The following is a 17218-nucleotide window of genomic DNA, read 5'->3' on the forward strand; positions in this document are numbered from 1 at the left end:
GTCGCGGCCCGTCCGCGCGGTCACGGCTGTACCACCGTGATCGTGGTCGGGTTGCTGCGGCCGACGCCGCGCAGCTGCGGCCGGTACATGTCCTCCACCAGCGGCGGCGGCACCGAGTAGGTACCCGGGGTCACCGCGCGCACCAGGTAGAACACGCTGGCCTTGCTGCCACGCGAGAGCTTCAGCGCGGCCACGTAGCGGTCGTCGCGGAATTCCTCGTGCTTGGTATCGGCCGCTTCACCCCGGTCGCTGATGGTGATGCCATCGACCACCACGTCGGCCCACTGCTTGGCATCGCCCAGGTTGAAGTTCTCGATCTCCAGGCCGGCCGGCAGGAGGTCGGTCAGCAGCGCATCGGGCATCGTGGTGTCGGCAGTGACGGTGACGCGCACGATCAGGGCTTCGCCTTCCTTCAGCGGGCGCGGTGACCACGGCTTGCCATCGGTGCCGTAGTAGCTGCGCTCGACGCCCAGCACGCTGTTGTCCGGTGCCGGTGCGCTGCGCGGGATGCCGGCCACGTCGATGCTGGCGAACATCGGCGGCTGGCCCTGCGGGGTGAAGCGCACGCCGCTGGCGAGTTCATTTGCGCTGAAGTTGCGGCCGAACAGCTTGCGTTCGCCGATGGCTTCGGTGTTGCCACCGATCACCAGTTCACCGGCCACCAGCGCCTTCTGGTTGGCGGCGAGCGCCTTGCCAAGGCGGGCAATCGCCACCTGTTCCTGTGTGCTCAGCCACATCCAGCCGGCATTGCGGCGCGCATCCAGGCCACGGCCGAGATCGACCGCACGCGCATCCCAGGCCGGCTTGGCCAGCTTGTTTTCATGGGTCAGCGCGATCATCAGCGCGTCATCACGGATCGCACTGCCGTAGTCGCCGAAGTACGACGGGCGTTCGCTGCTGGACTTGGCGAAGGCCGCCGCCAGCGCGGCCTGACCACGCTTGGCATCACCCTGCAGCGACAGCGCCACACCCAGGTGGACCAGCGACAGGCCGCCGACCGCCTTGCTGCGCTCGTTGTCGTACAGCGTGCGCAGGGTACCCAGCGGCGCACGGTTGACCCGGGCCAGCACGTAGCCCGAGTACGCCTGGTTGGCGAACTTCAGCTTCTCGCGGTCGTCCTGCCCATAGAACTGGTTGCCACCGGACAGCAGATCCTCGCTGAGGCGGTTGAGCGCCTTCTGCAGCACGTTGTCGGGCACCGCAAAACCGGCGTCCTTGGCATCGAGTAGGAACTCGGTGATGTACGGGGTCAGCCACGGGTTCACGTAGCCGTCGTCACCCCACATCGAGAAGTTGCCATTGGCCACCTGCATCGACGCCAGGCGGCCAAACGCACCTTCCATGCGCTCGCGACGGGTCTTGGCATCCAGCCCGTCGGCACCGAGCATCGACGAAGTGGCCTGGTCCAGGATCAGCGCGGCGTAACCCTTGCTGGTGGTCTGCTCGGCACAGCCGTACGGGTAGTTCAATGCACCCTGCAGCGCACTGGCGAACGGGATCGGCGGCAGCGGGCTGACCAGCAGGCGGGCATTCACCGACTCGGCCATCAGGCCATCGGTCAGGCTGTTGTCGAGGCTGACCGCGGCCAACGGATCAAGCGTGCGCACCTGCGAACGCAGCACCTGCGGCCACGCCGCACGCACCGGCAGGTCGTAACGGCGATCGGCCTTGAAGCCGTTGCCGTCCACCCGCACCCGCACCTTGGCCACGCTGTGGCCCTCGCGTGCCGAAAGCGGGAAGCTCAACGTGGTCTTGGCGTCGGCATTCAACTGCACGCTGCGGCTGCCTTCGCCCAGGTTCAGCGGGCCCTCGCTTTCCACCTTCACGTTGAACTGGCCCGGCTTGCCGGTGAAGTTCTGCACATCCAGGGTCACGGTGCTGCGGTCGCCCGGAGCGAGCACGCGCGGCATGCTGGCTTCGGCGAGGATCGGCGCACGCACAACGGTTTCCACGTCGCGCTTGCCGTACTGGTCATCGCTGTAGACCAGTGCCGACACCCGCAGGGTGCCGTTGAAGTCCGGCACCTTCAGGCGGATGCGGGCGATGCCCTTGGCATCGAGCTGCACCGGGCCAGAGAACAGGTCCACGGTCTGCACGCGCGCGGTCGGGCGCTTGGCCTGCGGCAACGCCTGCAGCGCCATGTCGCCACCGAACTTCAGCTTGCCGGCACCGCCGTCAAAGCTCTCGATCACCCGGCTGTAGATGTCGTAGGCATCGATGCCGAGACGACGCTGGGCGAAGAAGTGCGCACCGGCATCTGGCACCGGGAAGCGGGTGATGTTGAGGATGCCCACGTCCACCGCCGAGACCGTGACGTGCGCCATTTTGCCGGCCAGCTGCGGTGCGCTGACCGTCACCGGCAGGTCCTGTTCCGGTCGCATCTGCTTGGGCGCTGCCAGGCCGACGGCCACGGTGCGGCCCTTGCGGTCCATCGGTACGTGCACCACGCCCACCGCACGGGCCGGGGTGATCTTGCTCGGCGCACTGCCGCCGCGGAACACCAGCGCGGTGATGTAGACGTCGTGGCGCTCCCAGTCAGCAGTGACCGGAATCTTGAAGGTCGAACCCGGCTTGGCGTCGATGTCCTGCACGTACAGCATGCGATCGGTCTCGACCATCAGGATGCCCTTGCCGGCGTGCGGCGGGGTCACCGTCACCTCAAGCGTGTCGCCTGCCTTGTAGCCGGTCTTGTCCAGGCCCAGCTTGATCTTGTCAGGGCGCGCGTCCAGGCCGCGGTTGTCATCACCCCAGCTCCAGCCGGCGCGGAAGGGGTAACGGCTGGTCAGGCCGGTGGACGGGTCGAACACGTCCACCCGGTACTCGCCCCACTCCACCGGGAAATCGAAGGCGACCGCACTGCTGCCGGCATCGACGGTGCGGGTTTCCTTGTTCTCGAAACGGCGGGTGAAATCGTAGTCCCAGCGGTTGTCGTTGAAGGTCCAGTGGTAGTCGCGCAGCTCGCGCACCAGGGTGATCTTCAGGCCCTTGGCCGGCTGCGGCGTACCAGCAGCATCCACGCGCATCAATTCGAAGCGCGCGTTGCCGTTGGAATCGGCACCGTCCTCCGGGTTGAACAGCGGGCGTACACCGACCAGGGCGTTGGCCGGCCACATCACCCGCTTCAGGGTACGGGTGACCGTGCGGCCACCGGTTTCATACAGGCTGCCGGACAGCACTACGGCAATCGGCGCCTTGGCCTTGGCTGCCTCTTCCGGCAACGCGATGTCCTCACGCAGCTGGCCGTTGCCCGGCAGCGTGGTATCGATCACGTCCTTGGCCTCGCGCGGCAGCTGCAGGGTCGGGTCACCGAAGAAATAGCCCGGCAGGCCCTCCACCGGCTTCTGCTCGGCGGCCACCGCCATGCGCGCGGTGAAGCGGTTGCCATCGGCCGGCGCGCCATACAGATAGGCGCCATTGGCCTGCAGGCGCAGGTCCTCACCCGGCTTCAGCGTCTTCTGCGCGCTGTCCAGGTCCAGCTTCATGCGTTCCGGCAGGAACTCCTCGATGCGCAGGGTCATGCCCTGGATCGCTTCCTTGCTGGCCGGGTCGGTGCGGAACTCGATCTGCCAGCGCCCGGTCGGCGCCTCGGCGGGAATGACCTGCTCGAAGTTGATGTAGCCCTGGTCGCCCGGCTGCAGGCGGGTCTCGCGGAAAGTCTTGCCGTCGGGCTGCTTCAGGCGCAGGAATACCGGTTGCGCCTTGACCGGCTTGCCGTCGTTGTCGCGCAGCAGGGCGGACAGGCGCACGGTCTCGCCCGGGCGGTACAGGTCACGACCGGACCAGGCGTAGACGTCGAACCAGGCATTGTCACGGCCGGCCACGGCGAATTCGCTCAGATCCAGCGCCGGCTGGTTGAACGGCAGGAAGCTGGTGTCCTTGCCGGTGCTGGCGACCAGCACGTGGGTGGCATCCAGGGTGTAGTTCAGCAGCGCATTGCCATTGCCGTCGGTGCTGCCCTTCAGCACCACCTCGCCCTTGGCATCGAGCACGCGCAGGTCGATGCCCTTCAGCGGCGCGCCGTCCTTGAGGCCGGCGGTATGGACGAACAGCTTGTCCTTGTAGGCGCGGGTATGCAGGCCGATGTCGCTGACCGAGAAGAACGCGGTATCGAACTCGCCTTCGTAGTCACCGGTGCGCTTGAGCAGGGCGAAGTACAGGCCCGGCTCCTGCAGTTCCTTGATGTCCTGGGTCGGCAGGTAGGTCAGCACCCGCTCGTTCTTCTTGCCCCCCAGGATGAAGCGGTTGACGTAGACCGGCTCTGCCAGCTTGTTGATCGGGCTGCGCTCGTAGTCGCTGCTCAGCTCCCAGCTGCCGCGGCGACCGCCGCGCTGGTACTGGCTGAAGAAGGTCGGCAGGTCCTTCTCGCGCACGCGCAGGAATTCGACGTCGACCTCCGGCACGTTCACCGAGACCACCGGCAGGCCACGACTGTCCTTGGCCGGCAGCACGCTGCCCTGCGAGGCGAAGCCGACCACCGGCTTCAGCTCGCCGCTGAACACCTTCTGCTTCAGCTCCTTGCCCAGCCGGCTGCCATCGGCGGCCAGCAGGTCCGGCGAGACCACCAGGCTGAACTCCTTGCCGGCCTCGACGAACGGGTAGCGCAGGGTCAGGCCGTCATCGGACAGCGTCCAGCTGCTGTCGTCGGTGCCGACCTTCTCCTCGAAGCGCACCAGCTTGTCGAAATCCTGGGTACCGACCAGCGGGCGCGAGAACTCCAGCGCCAGCGACAGGCCGTCATTCTTCTGGTCCGGGTAGGCACGCAGCAGGGTGAATTCCTTCACCTGCTCGGCCTTGGTGGTGATCGCCTCACCACTGGCCTTGGGCAGCTGCCCGCTGTCATTGCGGCAGCCGGCCAGCCCCAGCAACAGGCCTCCTGCCAGTACCGCCGCCGCCCATCCCCACCGCTTCCGCCGTGCCGGACCGCTCATGTCGTCACTCCTTGATCGAGGCGGCCATTATAGGCAGGCCGCGTCAAGGTGTTGACGCGATTTCGGCAATTGCCCCAGGCGCGGGTAGTGCCGGCCGCTGGCCGGCAACCGGCATGGCAGGTTGGATGGAATTGCCGGCCAGCGGCCGGCACTACCGATCGCCCTAGCCCGGCAGGTACAGGTCCACGTAGTCGGTCACCGGCATTGCCGCCAGGGCCACCGGGTCCAGCGATGCGGCCAGGATGCGCTGCTGCTGGCTGGTCGGGAAGCGGTGGGCCAAGTGCCGGCGGAACTTGTCCATCAGCAGCGGAATGCCTTCCTCGCGACGGCGGGCATGGCCGAGCGGGTACTCCACCAGCACCTCGGGCAGCTCGGTGCCATCGGTGAAGCGCACGCTCAGGCCGTTGGCGATGCTGCGCTTGTCAGGGTCCAGGTAATCGGCGCTGAGCTGCGGGTCTTCATGGCAGGTCATCTTCGCGCGCAGCGCATCGATGCGCGGATCCGCCGCCACATCGTCCTCGTAGTCCTCTGCCACCAGCCGCCCATGCAGCAATGCGATGGCGACCATGTACTGCACGCAGTGGTCGCGGTCGGCCGGGTTATGCAGTGGGCCCTGCTTGTCGATGATGCGGATGCAGGCTTCCTGGGTCCGGATCGCGATGTGCGCGATGTCCTCGACCCGCCGCCCCATCGCACGCAACTGCTGGTGCAGCATGACCGCGGCCTCCACTGCGGTCTGGCCGTGGAACTCGGCCGGGTAGCTGATCTTGAACAGCACGTTCTCCATCACATAGCTGCCCAGCGGTCGCCCCAGCGTCAGTGCCTGACCGCGCATGGACACGGCCTCGAAGCCCCAGGTTGGCGCGCTGAGCACGCTGGGATAGCCCATCTCACCACTGGCCGCCATCAAGGCCAGGCGCACGCCACGGCTGGTCGCATCGCCGGCCGCCCAGCTCTTGCGCGAGCCGGTGTTGGGTGCGTGCCGGTAGGTGCGCAGCGCTTGGCCATCGACCCAGGCCAGTGACAGCGCATTGAGCATGCGCTCGCGGTCCAGCCCGAGCAGTTGGGCGACCACGGCCGTGGTGGCCACCTTGACCAGCACCACGTGGTCCAGCCCGACCCGGTTGAAGGAGTTCTGCAGCGCCAGCACGCCCTGGATCTCGTGCGCCTTGATCATCGCCAGCAGCAGGTCGTGCACGGTCGGCGGCGGGCGGCGCAGGGCCTGCGCGTTGCGCCCCAGCCAGTCGCAAACAGCCAAGATGCCGCCGAGATTGTCGGAAGGATGGCCCCACTCGGCAGCCAGCCAGGTGTCGTTGAAATCCAGCCAGCGCACCATTGCGCCGAGATTGAAGGCGGCCTGCACCGGGTCCAGCACGTAGTGCGTGCCCGGCACGCGCGCGCCGTTGACCACGCTGATGCCCGGCACCAGTGGACCGAGCAGCTTGCTGCAGGCCGGGAAAGAAAGTGCCTCCAGTCCGCACCCAAGCGTATCGAGCAGGCAGTGGTGCGCGGTCTGGAACGCCAGCGGTGAGTCGATGCGTGCGTCGCGCACGTAATCGACGATGTCCACCAGCAGCGCATCCCACGCTGCACGCTCGTTGGATGGGGTGTGGCTGTCGGACATCGTCAATCTCCTCGTTGCGGTGCACGGTTGCCCGTGCACCATGCCAACCAAGGTTGGCATCTACCAAAGCAATCGATCTCTGCGGCCCGGTAGTCGCCAACCTTGGTTGGCGTTTACCAACGCATCACTCGGCCGGTACCCGCACCTTGCCTTCCATCAATACGCGGGCGCTGCGGCTCATGATGGCCTTGGTCACTGTCCACTGGCCGTCAACGAGACCTGCCTGTGCACCCACGCGCAACGTGCCCGAGGGATGACCGAACGTCACCGCTTCGCGTTCGCCGCCGCCGGCGGCGCGATTGACCAGCGTGCCCGGGATCGCCGCCGCAGTGCCGATCGCTACGGCGGCGGTACCCATCATCGCGTGGTGCAGCTTGCCCATCGACAACGCGCGCGCATGCAGGTCGATCGCCGAGGCCGGGATGGCCTTGCCACTGGACGACACATAGTCCTGAGCCGGTGCAACGAACGCCACCTTCGGCGTGTGCTGGCGCGTCGCCGCGTCCTCCAGGTTCTTGATCAGACCCATGCGCAAGGCGCCGTAGGCGCGGATCTTCTCGAAGCGCTCCAGCGCTCTCTTGTCCTCGTTGATCGCCGGTTGCAGCTCGATACCGGTGTAGCCGAGGTCGGCGGCGTTGAGGAAGATGGTCGGGATGCCGGCGGTGATCATGGTCACCTCGAAGCTGCCCACGCCGGGCACGTCCAATGTATCGACCAGATTGCCGGTCGGGAACATCGCGCCCGCATCACCGTCATCGGACGGATCGATGAATTCCAGCTGGATCTCGGCCGCCGGGAAGGTCACGCCATCCAGCTCGAAATCGCCGGTCTCCTGCACTTCGCCATCGCGCATCGGCACATGGGCGATGATGGTCTTGCCGATGTTGGCCTGCCAGATGCGTACGGTGCACAGGCCATCGCGCGGCACCCGGGCCGGATCGATCAGCCCATTGGCGATCGCAAACGGACCCACCGCGGTGCTGAGGTTGCCACAATTGCCGCTCCAGTCGACGAAGGCGGTATCGATCGAGACCTGGCCGTACAGGTAGTCCACATCGTGGTCCGGCACCGAAGCGGTGGAGATGATCACGCATTTGCTGGTGCTGGACGTTGCACCGCCCATACCATCGGTCTGCTTGCCATACGGATCGGGCGAGCCGATCACGCGCATCAGCAGCGCATCGCGTGCGGCGCCCGGCACCTGCGCGGCCTCGGGCAGGTCCTGCAGGCGGAAGAACACGCCCTTGCTGGTGCCACCGCGCATGTAGGTGGCGGGAGTACGGAGTTGCGGGAGGAAGGTCATGGATCAGTATCCTGGATGCGACGAACCAATATCGGGGTTGAGCTTCTCGTCTTCGAACAGTGCTTCCATGCCCCGCGAAGCATTCCAGATACGCACGATGGAAACGTGCGCAGGTAGCTCCACGTAGTAGATCAGGTAGCCGTTGAAGCGACGAACCGGATGAAAACGCAACGGCGCTGGCAGCGAGGGCAACAGACCCGCATGCAGTGCGGAACCAGCACCCGGGTGGGCCTCGATCAGCTTTACAACGGATTCCACCGCATCGATGAAGCCGATTTCCAGCACTTCTCCGCCCTGATCTGCATACCAGCCTGCTGCCTGGTCAAGATCTCGAACCGCTGCGGGGGACCAGTGCGAGGGCTTCACTTGCGGTTCCGTGCACGCTCACGCAGCTTGTCAAAGTGATCCGGCGCCAGAGGCGCCGAAGGACCAGAGGCCAGCCCCTCGGCAATCAGCTGCTTGAGCAGTTCTTCGGCCTTGCTGCGCTGGCGCTGGCGGATCAGGTCACGCACATAGTCCGACGTACTGGAGTAGCCGCCTTCGCGCACTTCTTCGTCCACGAACTGCTTGAGCGGATCGGTCAGCGAAATGTTCATGGTGGCCATGAAACTCTCCTTTGGCAGTTTTTGCCAAGCCAGTGTGCGCCCTGCCCTGGGGTCGGACAAGCCCGCCCCCGGCCTCCGGGGGCGGGCATTCAGCCGGCTATCACGCCACCTTGGCGCCTTCCAGGAAGTCCTGGGCGAAGCGCTGCAGCACGCCGCCGGCCTCGTAGATCGCCACTTCCTCGTCGCTGTCCAGGCGGCAGGTGACCGGCACGATCACGTCCTGGCCGTCGCGGCGGTGGATGACCAGGGTCAGCTCGGCACGCGGGGTACGCTCGCCGATCACGTCAAAGGTCTCGGTACCGTCGATCCCCAGGGTCAGGCGGGTGGTGCCCGGCTTGAACTCCAGCGGCAGCACGCCCATGCCGATCAGGTTGGTGCGGTGGATGCGTTCGAAGCCCTCGGCCACGATCGCCTCGACGCCAGCCAGACGCACGCCCTTTGCGGCCCAGTCACGCGAGCTGCCCTGGCCGTAGTCGGCACCGGCGATGATGATCAGCGGCTGCTTGCGCTCCATGTAGGTCTCGATCGCCTCCCACATGCGCATCACCTTGCCTTCCGGCTCCACGCGCGCCAACGAACCCTGCTTCACGCTGCCGTCGTCATTGCGCACCATCTCGTTGAACAGCTTCGGATTGGCGAAGGTGGCGCGCTGCGCGGTCAGGTGGTCACCGCGATGCGTGGCGTAGGAATTGAAGTCCTCTTCCGGCAGGCCCATCTTCGCCAGGTATTCGCCGGCGGCACTGGACGCCAGGATCGCGTTGGACGGCGACAGGTGGTCGGTGGTGATGTTGTCCGGCAGCACCGCCAGTGCGCGCATGCCTGCCAGCGTGCGCTCGCCCGCCAGTGCGCCCTCCCAGTACGGAGGACGGCGGATGTAGGTGCTCTGCGGGCGCCAGTCGTACAGCGGGCTGACCGCGGTGCCGTGCTCCACGCGCACGTTGAACATCGGGTTGTAGACCTTGCGGAACTGCTCGGGCTTCACCGAGGCCTTCACCACCGCGTCGATCTCGGCATCGCTGGGCCAGATGTCCTTCAGGCGCACTTCGTTGCCGTCGGCATCCACGCCCAGCACGTCCTTCTCGATATCGAAGCGGACGGTGCCGGCGATGGCATAGGCGATCACCAGCGGCGGCGACGCCAGGAAGGCCTGCTTGGCGTACGGATGGATGCGGCCATCGAAGTTGCGGTTACCCGACAGCACGGCCGTGGAATACAGGTCACGGTCGATGATTTCCTGCTGGATCTTCGGATCCAGCGCACCACTCATGCCATTGCAGGTAGTGCAGGCGAAGGCGACGATGCCGAAGCCGAGCTGCTCCAGGTCCGGCAGCAGGCCGGATTCTTCCAGGTACAGCTGGACGGCCTTGGAACCCGGCGCCAGCGACGACTTCACCCACGGCTTGCGCTGCAGGCCACGTGCGTTGGCGTTGCGCGCCAGCAGTGCGGCGGCGATCACGTTGCGCGGATTGGAGGTGTTGGTGCAGCTGGTGATGGCCGCGATGATCACCGCGCCATCGGGCATCAGGCCCTGCGCCTGCTCGGCCTTGCCCGCTTCCAGCTTGGCCTCGTCGGCGATGCCGCGCTCGGCCAGCTCGGCAGTGGCCACGCGCTTGTGCGGGTTGGACGGGCCAGCCATGTTGCGCACCACGCTGGACAGGTCGAAGCGCAGCACGCGCTCGTACTGCGCGGTCACCAGGTCATCGGCCCACAGGCCGGTGGTGCGTGCGTAGTTCTCCACCAGCGCCACCTGCGATTCCTCGCGGCCGGTCAGGCGCAGGTAATCGATGGTCTGCGCGTCGATGTAGAACATCGCGGCGGTCGCGCCGTATTCCGGGCACATGTTGGAGATGGTGGCGCGGTCACCGATGGTCAGTGCCGCGGCACCCTCGCCGAAGAATTCAAGCCACGCGCCGACCACGCGTTCCTTGCGCAGGAACTCGGTCAGCGCCAGCACCACGTCGGTGGCGGTGATGCCCGGCTGCGGGCGGCCAGTCAGTTCGACACCGACGGTGTCGGGCAGGCGCATCCACGACGCGCGGCCCAGCATCACGTTCTCCGCTTCCAGACCACCCACACCAATGGCGATCACACCCAGCGCATCCACGTGCGGGGTGTGGCTGTCGGTGCCCACGCAGGTATCCGGGAAGGCCACGCCGTCCTGCACGTAGATCACCGGAGACATCTTCTCCAGGTTGATCTGGTGCATGATGCCGTTGCCCGGCGGAATCACATCCACGTTCTGGAATGCCTGCTTGGTCCAGTCGATGAAGTGGAAACGGTCTTCATTGCGACGATCTTCGATCGCGCGGTTCTTCTCGAACGCCTGCGGATCGAAACCACCGCACTCCACCGCCAGCGAGTGATCGACGATCAGCTGCACCGGCACAACCGGGTTGACCTTGGCCGGGTCGCCACCCTTGTCGGCGATCGCATCACGCAGGCCGGCCAGGTCCACCAGCGCGGTCTGGCCGAGGATGTCGTGGCAGACCACGCGCGCCGGGAACCACGGGAAATCGAGGTCGCGACGGCGCTCGATGAGCTGCTTCAGCGAATCGCCGAGCGTGGCCGGGTCGCAGCGACGCACCAGGTTCTCGGCCAGCACGCGCGAGGTGTACGGCAGGGTGGCGTAGGCGCCGGGCTGGATCGCATCGACAGCGGCACGCGCGTCGAAATAATCCAGCGCGCTGCCGGGGAGGTTCTTGCGGTAATCGGTATTCATGGGCTGGCGGAGTACTTGGGGCGGGCCGGGTGCCGGCGGTGCGGCGGCGAAAGCACCCGGCCGGCACGCGGCCGGCCGGATGGGTACGGCAGGTGGATCAGACGCGCTTGTCGATGGCGACGAAGTCGCGGTCTTCCGGACCGATGTAGTTGGCGCTCGGGCGGATGATCTTGCCGTCGATACGCTGCTCGACGATGTGCGCGCTCCAGCCGGCGGTGCGGGCGATCACGAACAGGGGAGTGAACATCGCGGTCGGCACGCCCATCATGTGGTAGCTGACAGCGCTGAACCAGTCCAGGTTCGGGAACATCTTCTTGATGTCCCACATCACCGATTCCAGGCGCTCGGCAATGTTGTACATCTTCATGCTCGACTGCTCTTCGGACAGCTCGCGGGCCACGTCCTTGATCACCTTGTTGCGCGGATCAGAGACGGTGTAGACCGGGTGGCCGAAACCGATCACCACTTCCTTGCGCTCGACGCGGGCCTTGATGTCTTCCTCGGCCTCATCGGGACTGTCGTAGCGCTTCTGCACTTCGAACGCCACTTCGTTGGCGCCGCCGTGCTTCGGACCGCGCAGCGCGCCGATGCCACCGCAGATCGCGCTGTACATGTCGCTGCCGGTGCCGGCGATGACGCGGCAGGTGAATGTCGAGGCGTTGAACTCGTGCTCCGCGTACAGGATCAGCGAGGTGTGCATCGCCTTCACCCACGATTCCTGCGGCTTCTCGCCGTGCAGCAGGTGCAGGAAGTGGCCGCCGATCGAGTCATCGTCGGTTTCCACGTCGATGGCACGGCCGTTGTGGCTCCAGTGGTACCAGTACAGCAGCATCGAACCGAGGCAGGCCATCAGCTTGTCGGCGATGTCACGCGCGCCCGGATGGTTGTGGTCGTCCTTCTCCGGCGCCACGCAGCCGAGCACGGACACGCCGGTACGCATCACGTCCATCGGGTGTGCCGACGGCGGAAGCTCTTCCAGCGCCGCCTTCACCGCAGCAGGAATGCCACGCAGCGACTTCAGTTTGGCCTTGTACGAAACCAGCTCGGCTCGGGTCGGCAGCTTGCCGTGCACCAGCAGGTAGGCGATTTCCTCGAACTCGCTGGTGTTGGCCAGGTCCAGGATGTCGTAGCCACGGTAGTGCAGGTCGTTGCCACTACGGCCCACGCTGCACAGCGCGGTGTTGCCGGCAGCGGTGCCGGACAGGGCGACGGACTTCTTCGGCTTGAAGGTCGGGGTTGCGGTCGTATCGTTCATGTTTCCCTCCGAAAACTTGATGGTGCAGGGTACTGCTTATTTCTTGGCGGCGAACAGTGCATCGAGCTGCTGCTCGAAGGCGTGGTAGCCGATGCGGTCGTAGAGTTCTTCGCGGGTCTGCATGGTCTCCACCACATTGCGCTGGTGGCCATCGCGGCGCACCGCCTGGTAGACGTTCTCGGCGGCCTTGTTGGCGGCGCGGAAGGCCGACAGCGGGAACAGCTGGATCGCAACGCCGGCAGAAGCCAGTTCATCGCGGCTGAACAGCGGGGTGGCGCCGAACTCGGTGATGTTCGCCAGCACCGGCACCTTCACCGCGTCGACGAAGCGGCGATAGGTGTCCAGGTCGTAGGCCGCCTCGGCGAAGATGCCGTCGGCACCGGCCTCGACACAGGCGATGGCGCGCTCGATGGCCTTGTCCACGCCGTCCACCTGGATGGCGTCGGTACGCGCGATCAGGAAGAAGTCCGGATCGGTCTTGGCATCGGCAGCCGCCTTCACGCGGTCGACCATTTCACCCTGCGAGACGATTTCCTTGCCCGGGCGGTGACCGCAGCGCTTGGCGCCGACCTGGTCTTCGATGTGGCAGGCGGCCGCGCCGGCCTTGATCAGCGACTTCACGGTGCGCGCGATGTTGAACGCGCTCGGGCCGAAGCCGGTGTCGATGTCGACCATCAACGGCAGGTCGCAGACATCGGTGATGCGGCGCACGTCCACCAGCACGTCTTCCAGGGTGTTGATGCCCAGGTCCGGCAGGCCCAGCGAGCCCGCGGCAACACCGCCGCCGGACAGGTAGATGGCGCGGAAGCCGGCGCGCTTGGCCAGCAGGGCGTGGTTGGCGTTGATCGCGCCGATCACCTGCAGCGGCGATTCGGCAGCCAGCGCCTCACGGAAGCGGGCACCGGCGGAGAAAGGAGTGGAAGCGGTCATGCGGCAATCCAGGTTGAAGTACGGAAAAGAGAGCGCAAGCACCATGCCAAGCTGCAAGCCGTTGATTTCACGGGAATGATTCCCACGCAACGGTGAAACATATGAAACATTGAAACAGATGTATCATGAAACACCCCATCCAACGCGCGCCGCCATGTACCTGCCCCGCTCGCCCCTGCGCCACGCCGATGCCGACCCCAGTCGGCCGGTGATCTGGACCGTCAGCGTCTCGCGGCTGACCGGTCTTCTCGGCGACGTCATTCCCGAGTTCGATCGCCGCGCGCGTATCGAGCAGATCAACCTCGGCTTCGAGGAAGCGGTGGACGTGATCGGCCAGCGCCTGCGCCGCGAGCACTGCGACGTGGTCATCGCTGGCGGCTCCAACGCGGCCTGGCTGCGCAGCCGGCTGGAGCTGCCGCTGGTGCCGATCCAGGCCAACGGCTTCGACCTGATGGAAGCCTTGGCGCGCGCACGGCGGATCGCCGGCCGTATCGGCCTGGTCACCCACGCCAGCGACGTGCCGGTGTTCAGCAACTTCCAGCAGAGCTTCGGCCTGGACATCGAGCATCGCCGCTTCGTCACCCGCGAGGACGCCCGCGACTGCATCGCCGACCTGCGCGCCAACGGCATCGAGGTGATCGTCGGCACCGGCATGGCCATCGACCACGCCGAACAGGCCGGACTGCCCGGCGTGCTGCTGTACTCGGCAGATTCGGTACGGCAAGCGTTCGAGCACGCGTTGGAACTGACCCAGACCCTGGCCCGCTCCGGCGGCAGCCGGCCCGCGCCGCGCCGCCGTGCCGCACCGCGCAGCGATGCCCACGACCTGCTCGGCGACAGCGAGGCCATGGCACAGGTGCGCGCACAGATCGCGCTGTACGCCCCGCATGACAGCACCGTACTGGTCACCGGCGAAACCGGCACCGGCAAGGAACTGGTGGCGCGCCAGCTGCACGCCGCCAGCGGACGCCGTGGCCGCTTCGTCGCGCTGAACTGTGGCGCGATCAGCGAATCGCTGCTGGAAGCGGAGCTGTTCGGCTACAGCGATGGCGCCTTCACCGGCGCACGGCGTGGCGGCCGCGTCGGCCTGGTCGAGGCCGCTGACGGCGGCACCCTGTTCCTGGATGAAATCGGCGAGTTGCCGCTGCCGCTGCAGACCCGCCTGCTGCGCGTGCTGGAAGAACGCGAAGTGCTGCGCGTGGGCGCCACCGAACCGACCCCGGTCGACCTGCGCGTGGTGGCCGCCACCCTGCAATCGCTGGAGCAGCGCGCGGCGACCGGCAGCTTCCGCCGCGATCTCTACTACCGGCTGGCGGCGCTGCGCATCACCCTGCCCGCGCTGCGCGCGCGACGTGGTGACATCCCGTTGCTGGCACAGCACTTCTTCCGCCAGCTGCGCGGCATCGACGCGCCACTGGGTGAGGATGCACGGGCGGTGCTGACCGCCGCAAGTTGGCCAGGCAACGTGCGCGAACTGCGCAATCTGGTGGATCGCCTGCGCATCCACTGGCAGCCGGCTGAAGGGCTGATTGATGCCACGCGACTGCTGCAGCTGGCACCCGAGCTGGTGAATGAGGGCGTCGCGGCGTTGCCGGTGGACAACAACGGCAAGCGGCCGCCGCGTCCACAGCTTGAAGCACTGCTGCAGGAACATCGCAATGACCGCGAGGGCATGGCGCAGGCGCTGGGGGTATCCCGCACCACCCTGTGGCGCTGGTTGCGCGCTGAAGGCCTGTAGAAGTCGAGCTTGCTCGACTGCTTGTGCGGAAACATCAGTCGAGCATGGCTCGACTCTACAACGGCAGCCCGTCCGCCAACAGCAGCTCGATCTCCTCCACCTGCACCACCGGCACCTGCCACGGGTGATGCGGCGCGATGCCCTGTTCAAAGATGCGCTGCAGCCGCTGCGGATCGCGTGGCAGGCAGAATTCCAGGCGCACGCTGTCGACCACTTCGGTGTGGCCCGCCTCACCCTGCACGGGCGACGCACCCGCGTGCGGCCGGAACTGCTCGAATCCTGGCGCCGACCACCACATGCCATGCTCGTAGTCGCCGGCCGCCAGCGCGTCCACTGCCAGGATGCCCTGCTTCACCTCGTCCAGTGCCGCAGTCGGCACGAACACCACCACGCGGTACAGCGGCAGGCGTTGCATCGGGCGGCCTTACGGGTACAGCAGGCGCTTGCTCCAGCGCCCCTCTGCACCGGCTTCATAGCACCAGCGCTCGTGCAGGCGGAACTGCGCGCCGTACCAGAACTCGATGCGGTCCGGCACCACGCGCAGCCCGCTCCAGCCTTCCGGGCGCGGCACGTCCTTGCCTTCGAAGCGGGCTTCGATCTCGGCCACGCGTGCATCGAATTCCTCGCGCGTCGCCAGCGTCTTCGACTGCTGCGAGGCCCACGCGCCAATCCGGCTCATGCGCGGGCGGCTGGCGAAATAGGCATCGGCTTCGGCATCGGCGACCTGCTCGACACGGCCTTCAATGCGCACCTGGATACCGGCCTCGCGCAGGCTGCGCCACAGGAACAACAGCGCGGCCTGCGGATTGGCCTGCAGCTCCCGGCCCTTGTGGCTGTCCAGGTGGGTGTAGAACACGAAACCACGCTCATCGAACGCCTTCAGCAGCACGGTACGTGCCGAGGGACGCCCGTCCGTATCGGCGGTGGCCACGGTCATCGCGTTCGGCTCGACCTCGCGGCTCTGCTTGGCCTCTTCGAACAGGCCGGCAAACGTGGACAGGGCTTCGGCGTACAGGTCGCTCATGATTGCGTTCTTCTCACACGGATTGGGCTATTGTGGCTGCATGGCCGCTGCTGCGTATATGCCCCAGGTGAAAGGATTCCCCGAAACATTGGCCGAACAGGTGCTGGACGATGCACTGGGCAACGCTGCAGCGGTTCCAGTATTGGCGATCAGCGGCCTGCAGGGGAGCGGCAAATCGACGCTGGCCGCGCAGGTGGTGGCGCGCGCCCAGTCGCGCGGCCTGAACGCCGCCACGCTGTCCATCGATGACGTCTACCTGACCCGCGCACAGCGGCAGCGGCTGGCCCGCCAGGTGCACCCGCTGCTGATCACCTGAGGCCCGCCGGGCACCCATGACCTGCCGTTGGCCCATGCAGTGCTGGACGCCGTGGCCACACGCCAGCCCTTCGCGATGCCGCGCTTCGACAAGCTGGCCGATGAACGCCTGCCCGAAGCGCACTGGCCGCGCCTGCAGCAACCGCTGGACCTGCTGGTCTTCGAAGGCTGGTTCCTGGGCCCCCCCGCGCAGGATGACGACGCGCTGGACAGCCCGTTGAACGCACTGGAGCGCGAAGCCGACGCCGATGGTCGCTGGCGGCGCTGGTGCAACCAGGCGCTGGCCCGCGACTACCCGGCGCTGTGGCAGCGCTGCGACCGCCTGTGGTTCCTGCAGCCGCCGGATTTCTCGGTGGTACCGCGCTGGCGCTGGCAGCAGGAGCAGAACCTGCAGGCCGCGCAGCCGGGCCGGCACGGCATGAGCCGGCCACAGCTGGAGCGCTTCGTGCAGTACTACGAGCGGGTCAGCCGCCAGGCGCTGCATGCCCTGCCCGCCCTGGCCGACCACGTGGTGGTGCTGGACGGCCAGCGACAGGTGCAGGACGTGCGCTGAGCGCGCCTATTCCACCAGGAAGGTCACCCGCAGGTTGACCCGCCATTCGGTGATTTCGCCGCTGCCATTGGTCACCACCTTGGTCTCGTTCACCCAGGCGCCCTGGATGCCCTTGACCGTCTCGGAGACCTTCTTCAGACCGCTGCGCACGGCGTCCTCCACGCTCTTCGGCGAGGAGGCGGTGATTTCGATGACCTTCGCGACCGTCATGGCCTGTACTCCGG

Annotated in this window: 12 protein-coding genes and 1 pseudogene; 2 read left to right on the top strand and 11 right to left on the bottom strand. The window is 66.7% G+C overall.

Annotation, left to right across the window (positions count from 1 at the left end; all coding sequences use genetic code 11):
* Positions 1-20 precede the first annotated feature (20 nt).
* From AC5P9L_RS18105 to prpB, 8 genes are all read right to left on the bottom strand, one after another.
* The gene (locus tag AC5P9L_RS18105; protein ID WP_279915797.1) at positions 21-4928 is read right to left on the bottom strand and encodes an alpha-2-macroglobulin family protein; all 4908 of its coding nucleotides are present in this window, start codon (positions 4926-4928) and stop codon (positions 21-23) included.
* 163 nt (positions 4929-5091) lie between these two features.
* Positions 5092-6552, bottom strand: coding sequence for a bifunctional 2-methylcitrate dehydratase/aconitate hydratase (locus AC5P9L_RS18110; RefSeq protein WP_111117965.1), 1461 nt, complete (start codon positions 6550-6552; stop codon positions 5092-5094).
* Between the two features lie 124 nt (positions 6553-6676).
* Positions 6677-7855 (bottom strand): 2-methylaconitate cis-trans isomerase PrpF, encoded by a 1179-nt coding sequence (gene prpF, locus AC5P9L_RS18115; protein WP_099497727.1) that lies wholly within the window; start codon positions 7853-7855, stop codon positions 6677-6679.
* 3 nt (positions 7856-7858) lie between these two features.
* Positions 7859-8221, bottom strand: coding sequence for a type II toxin-antitoxin system RelE/ParE family toxin (locus tag AC5P9L_RS18120; RefSeq protein WP_005414161.1), 363 nt, complete (start codon positions 8219-8221; stop codon positions 7859-7861).
* Complete coding sequence (locus tag AC5P9L_RS18125; RefSeq protein WP_005410653.1) at positions 8218-8460, bottom strand: type II toxin-antitoxin system ParD family antitoxin; 243 nt, start codon at positions 8458-8460, stop codon at positions 8218-8220. The genes AC5P9L_RS18120 and AC5P9L_RS18125 overlap by 4 nt, the downstream gene beginning before the upstream one ends.
* A 100-nt stretch (positions 8461-8560) precedes the next feature.
* Positions 8561-11179, bottom strand: coding sequence for a Fe/S-dependent 2-methylisocitrate dehydratase AcnD (acnD, locus tag AC5P9L_RS18130; RefSeq protein ID WP_495218137.1), 2619 nt, complete (start codon positions 11177-11179; stop codon positions 8561-8563).
* Between the two features lie 97 nt (positions 11180-11276).
* Complete coding sequence (gene prpC, locus AC5P9L_RS18135; RefSeq protein ID WP_005410655.1) at positions 11277-12434, bottom strand: bifunctional 2-methylcitrate synthase/citrate synthase; 1158 nt, start codon at positions 12432-12434, stop codon at positions 11277-11279.
* A gap of 36 nt (positions 12435-12470) precedes the next feature.
* Positions 12471-13364 (bottom strand): methylisocitrate lyase, encoded by an 894-nt coding sequence (gene prpB / locus AC5P9L_RS18140; protein ID WP_010482769.1) that lies wholly within the window; start codon positions 13362-13364, stop codon positions 12471-12473.
* Positions 13365-13518: 154 nt separating this feature from the next.
* Here prpB and prpR point away from each other — a divergent pair, with 154 nt between their 5' ends.
* Positions 13519-15102 (top strand): propionate catabolism operon regulatory protein PrpR, encoded by a 1584-nt coding sequence (gene prpR, locus AC5P9L_RS18145; RefSeq protein WP_076739161.1) that lies wholly within the window; start codon positions 13519-13521, stop codon positions 15100-15102.
* Positions 15103-15157: 55 nt separating this feature from the next.
* Here prpR and AC5P9L_RS18150 read toward each other — a convergent pair whose 3' ends face one another.
* Together AC5P9L_RS18150 and pdxH are read right to left on the bottom strand one after the other, a co-directional pair.
* On the bottom strand, positions 15158-15517 hold the full coding sequence (locus tag AC5P9L_RS18150) for a YqfO family protein (protein ID WP_060380702.1): 360 nt from the start codon (positions 15515-15517) through the stop codon (positions 15158-15160).
* A 9-nt stretch (positions 15518-15526) separates the two neighbouring features.
* The gene (gene pdxH / locus AC5P9L_RS18155; RefSeq protein WP_060380703.1) at positions 15527-16126 is read right to left on the bottom strand and encodes a pyridoxamine 5'-phosphate oxidase; all 600 of its coding nucleotides are present in this window, start codon (positions 16124-16126) and stop codon (positions 15527-15529) included.
* Positions 16127-16166: 40 nt separating this feature from the next.
* Here pdxH and AC5P9L_RS18160 point away from each other — a divergent pair.
* Positions 16167-16994: pseudogene (locus AC5P9L_RS18160) on the top strand (kinase).
* 6 nt (positions 16995-17000) lie between these two features.
* On the opposite strand, the gene AC5P9L_RS18165 reads toward AC5P9L_RS18160, so the two are convergent.
* Positions 17001-17204, bottom strand: a complete 204-nt coding sequence (locus AC5P9L_RS18165) for a dodecin family protein (RefSeq protein WP_005410663.1) — start codon at positions 17202-17204, stop codon at positions 17001-17003.
* Between the last annotated feature and the right edge of the window lie 14 nt (positions 17205-17218).

The organism is Stenotrophomonas sp. YJH_SMC_64, assembly GCF_059371375.1.

Bases quoted from the DNA above. Each gene is read 5' to 3' on its own strand.
- AC5P9L_RS18105 (WP_279915797.1), bottom strand. From the start codon at position 4,928: ATGAGCGGTCCGGCACGGCGGAAGCGGTGGGGATGGGCGGCGGCGGTA.
- AC5P9L_RS18110 (WP_111117965.1), bottom strand. From the start codon at position 6,552: ATGTCCGACAGCCACACCCCATCCAACGAGCGTGCAGCGTGGGATGCG.
- prpF (WP_099497727.1), bottom strand. From the start codon at position 7,855: ATGACCTTCCTCCCGCAACTCCGTACTCCCGCCACCTACATGCGCGGT.
- AC5P9L_RS18125 (WP_005410653.1), bottom strand. From the start codon at position 8,460: ATGGCCACCATGAACATTTCGCTGACCGATCCGCTCAAGCAGTTCGTG.
- acnD (WP_495218137.1), bottom strand. From the start codon at position 11,179: ATGAATACCGATTACCGCAAGAACCTCCCCGGCAGCGCGCTGGATTAT.
- prpC (WP_005410655.1), bottom strand. From the start codon at position 12,434: ATGAACGATACGACCGCAACCCCGACCTTCAAGCCGAAGAAGTCCGTC.
- prpB (WP_010482769.1), bottom strand. From the start codon at position 13,364: ATGACCGCTTCCACTCCTTTCTCCGCCGGTGCCCGCTTCCGTGAGGCG.
- prpR (WP_076739161.1), top strand. From the start codon at position 13,519: ATGTACCTGCCCCGCTCGCCCCTGCGCCACGCCGATGCCGACCCCAGT.
- AC5P9L_RS18150 (WP_060380702.1), bottom strand. From the start codon at position 15,517: ATGCAACGCCTGCCGCTGTACCGCGTGGTGGTGTTCGTGCCGACTGCG.
- pdxH (WP_060380703.1), bottom strand. From the start codon at position 16,126: ATGAGCGACCTGTACGCCGAAGCCCTGTCCACGTTTGCCGGCCTGTTC.
- AC5P9L_RS18165 (WP_005410663.1), bottom strand. From the start codon at position 17,204: ATGACGGTCGCGAAGGTCATCGAAATCACCGCCTCCTCGCCGAAGAGC.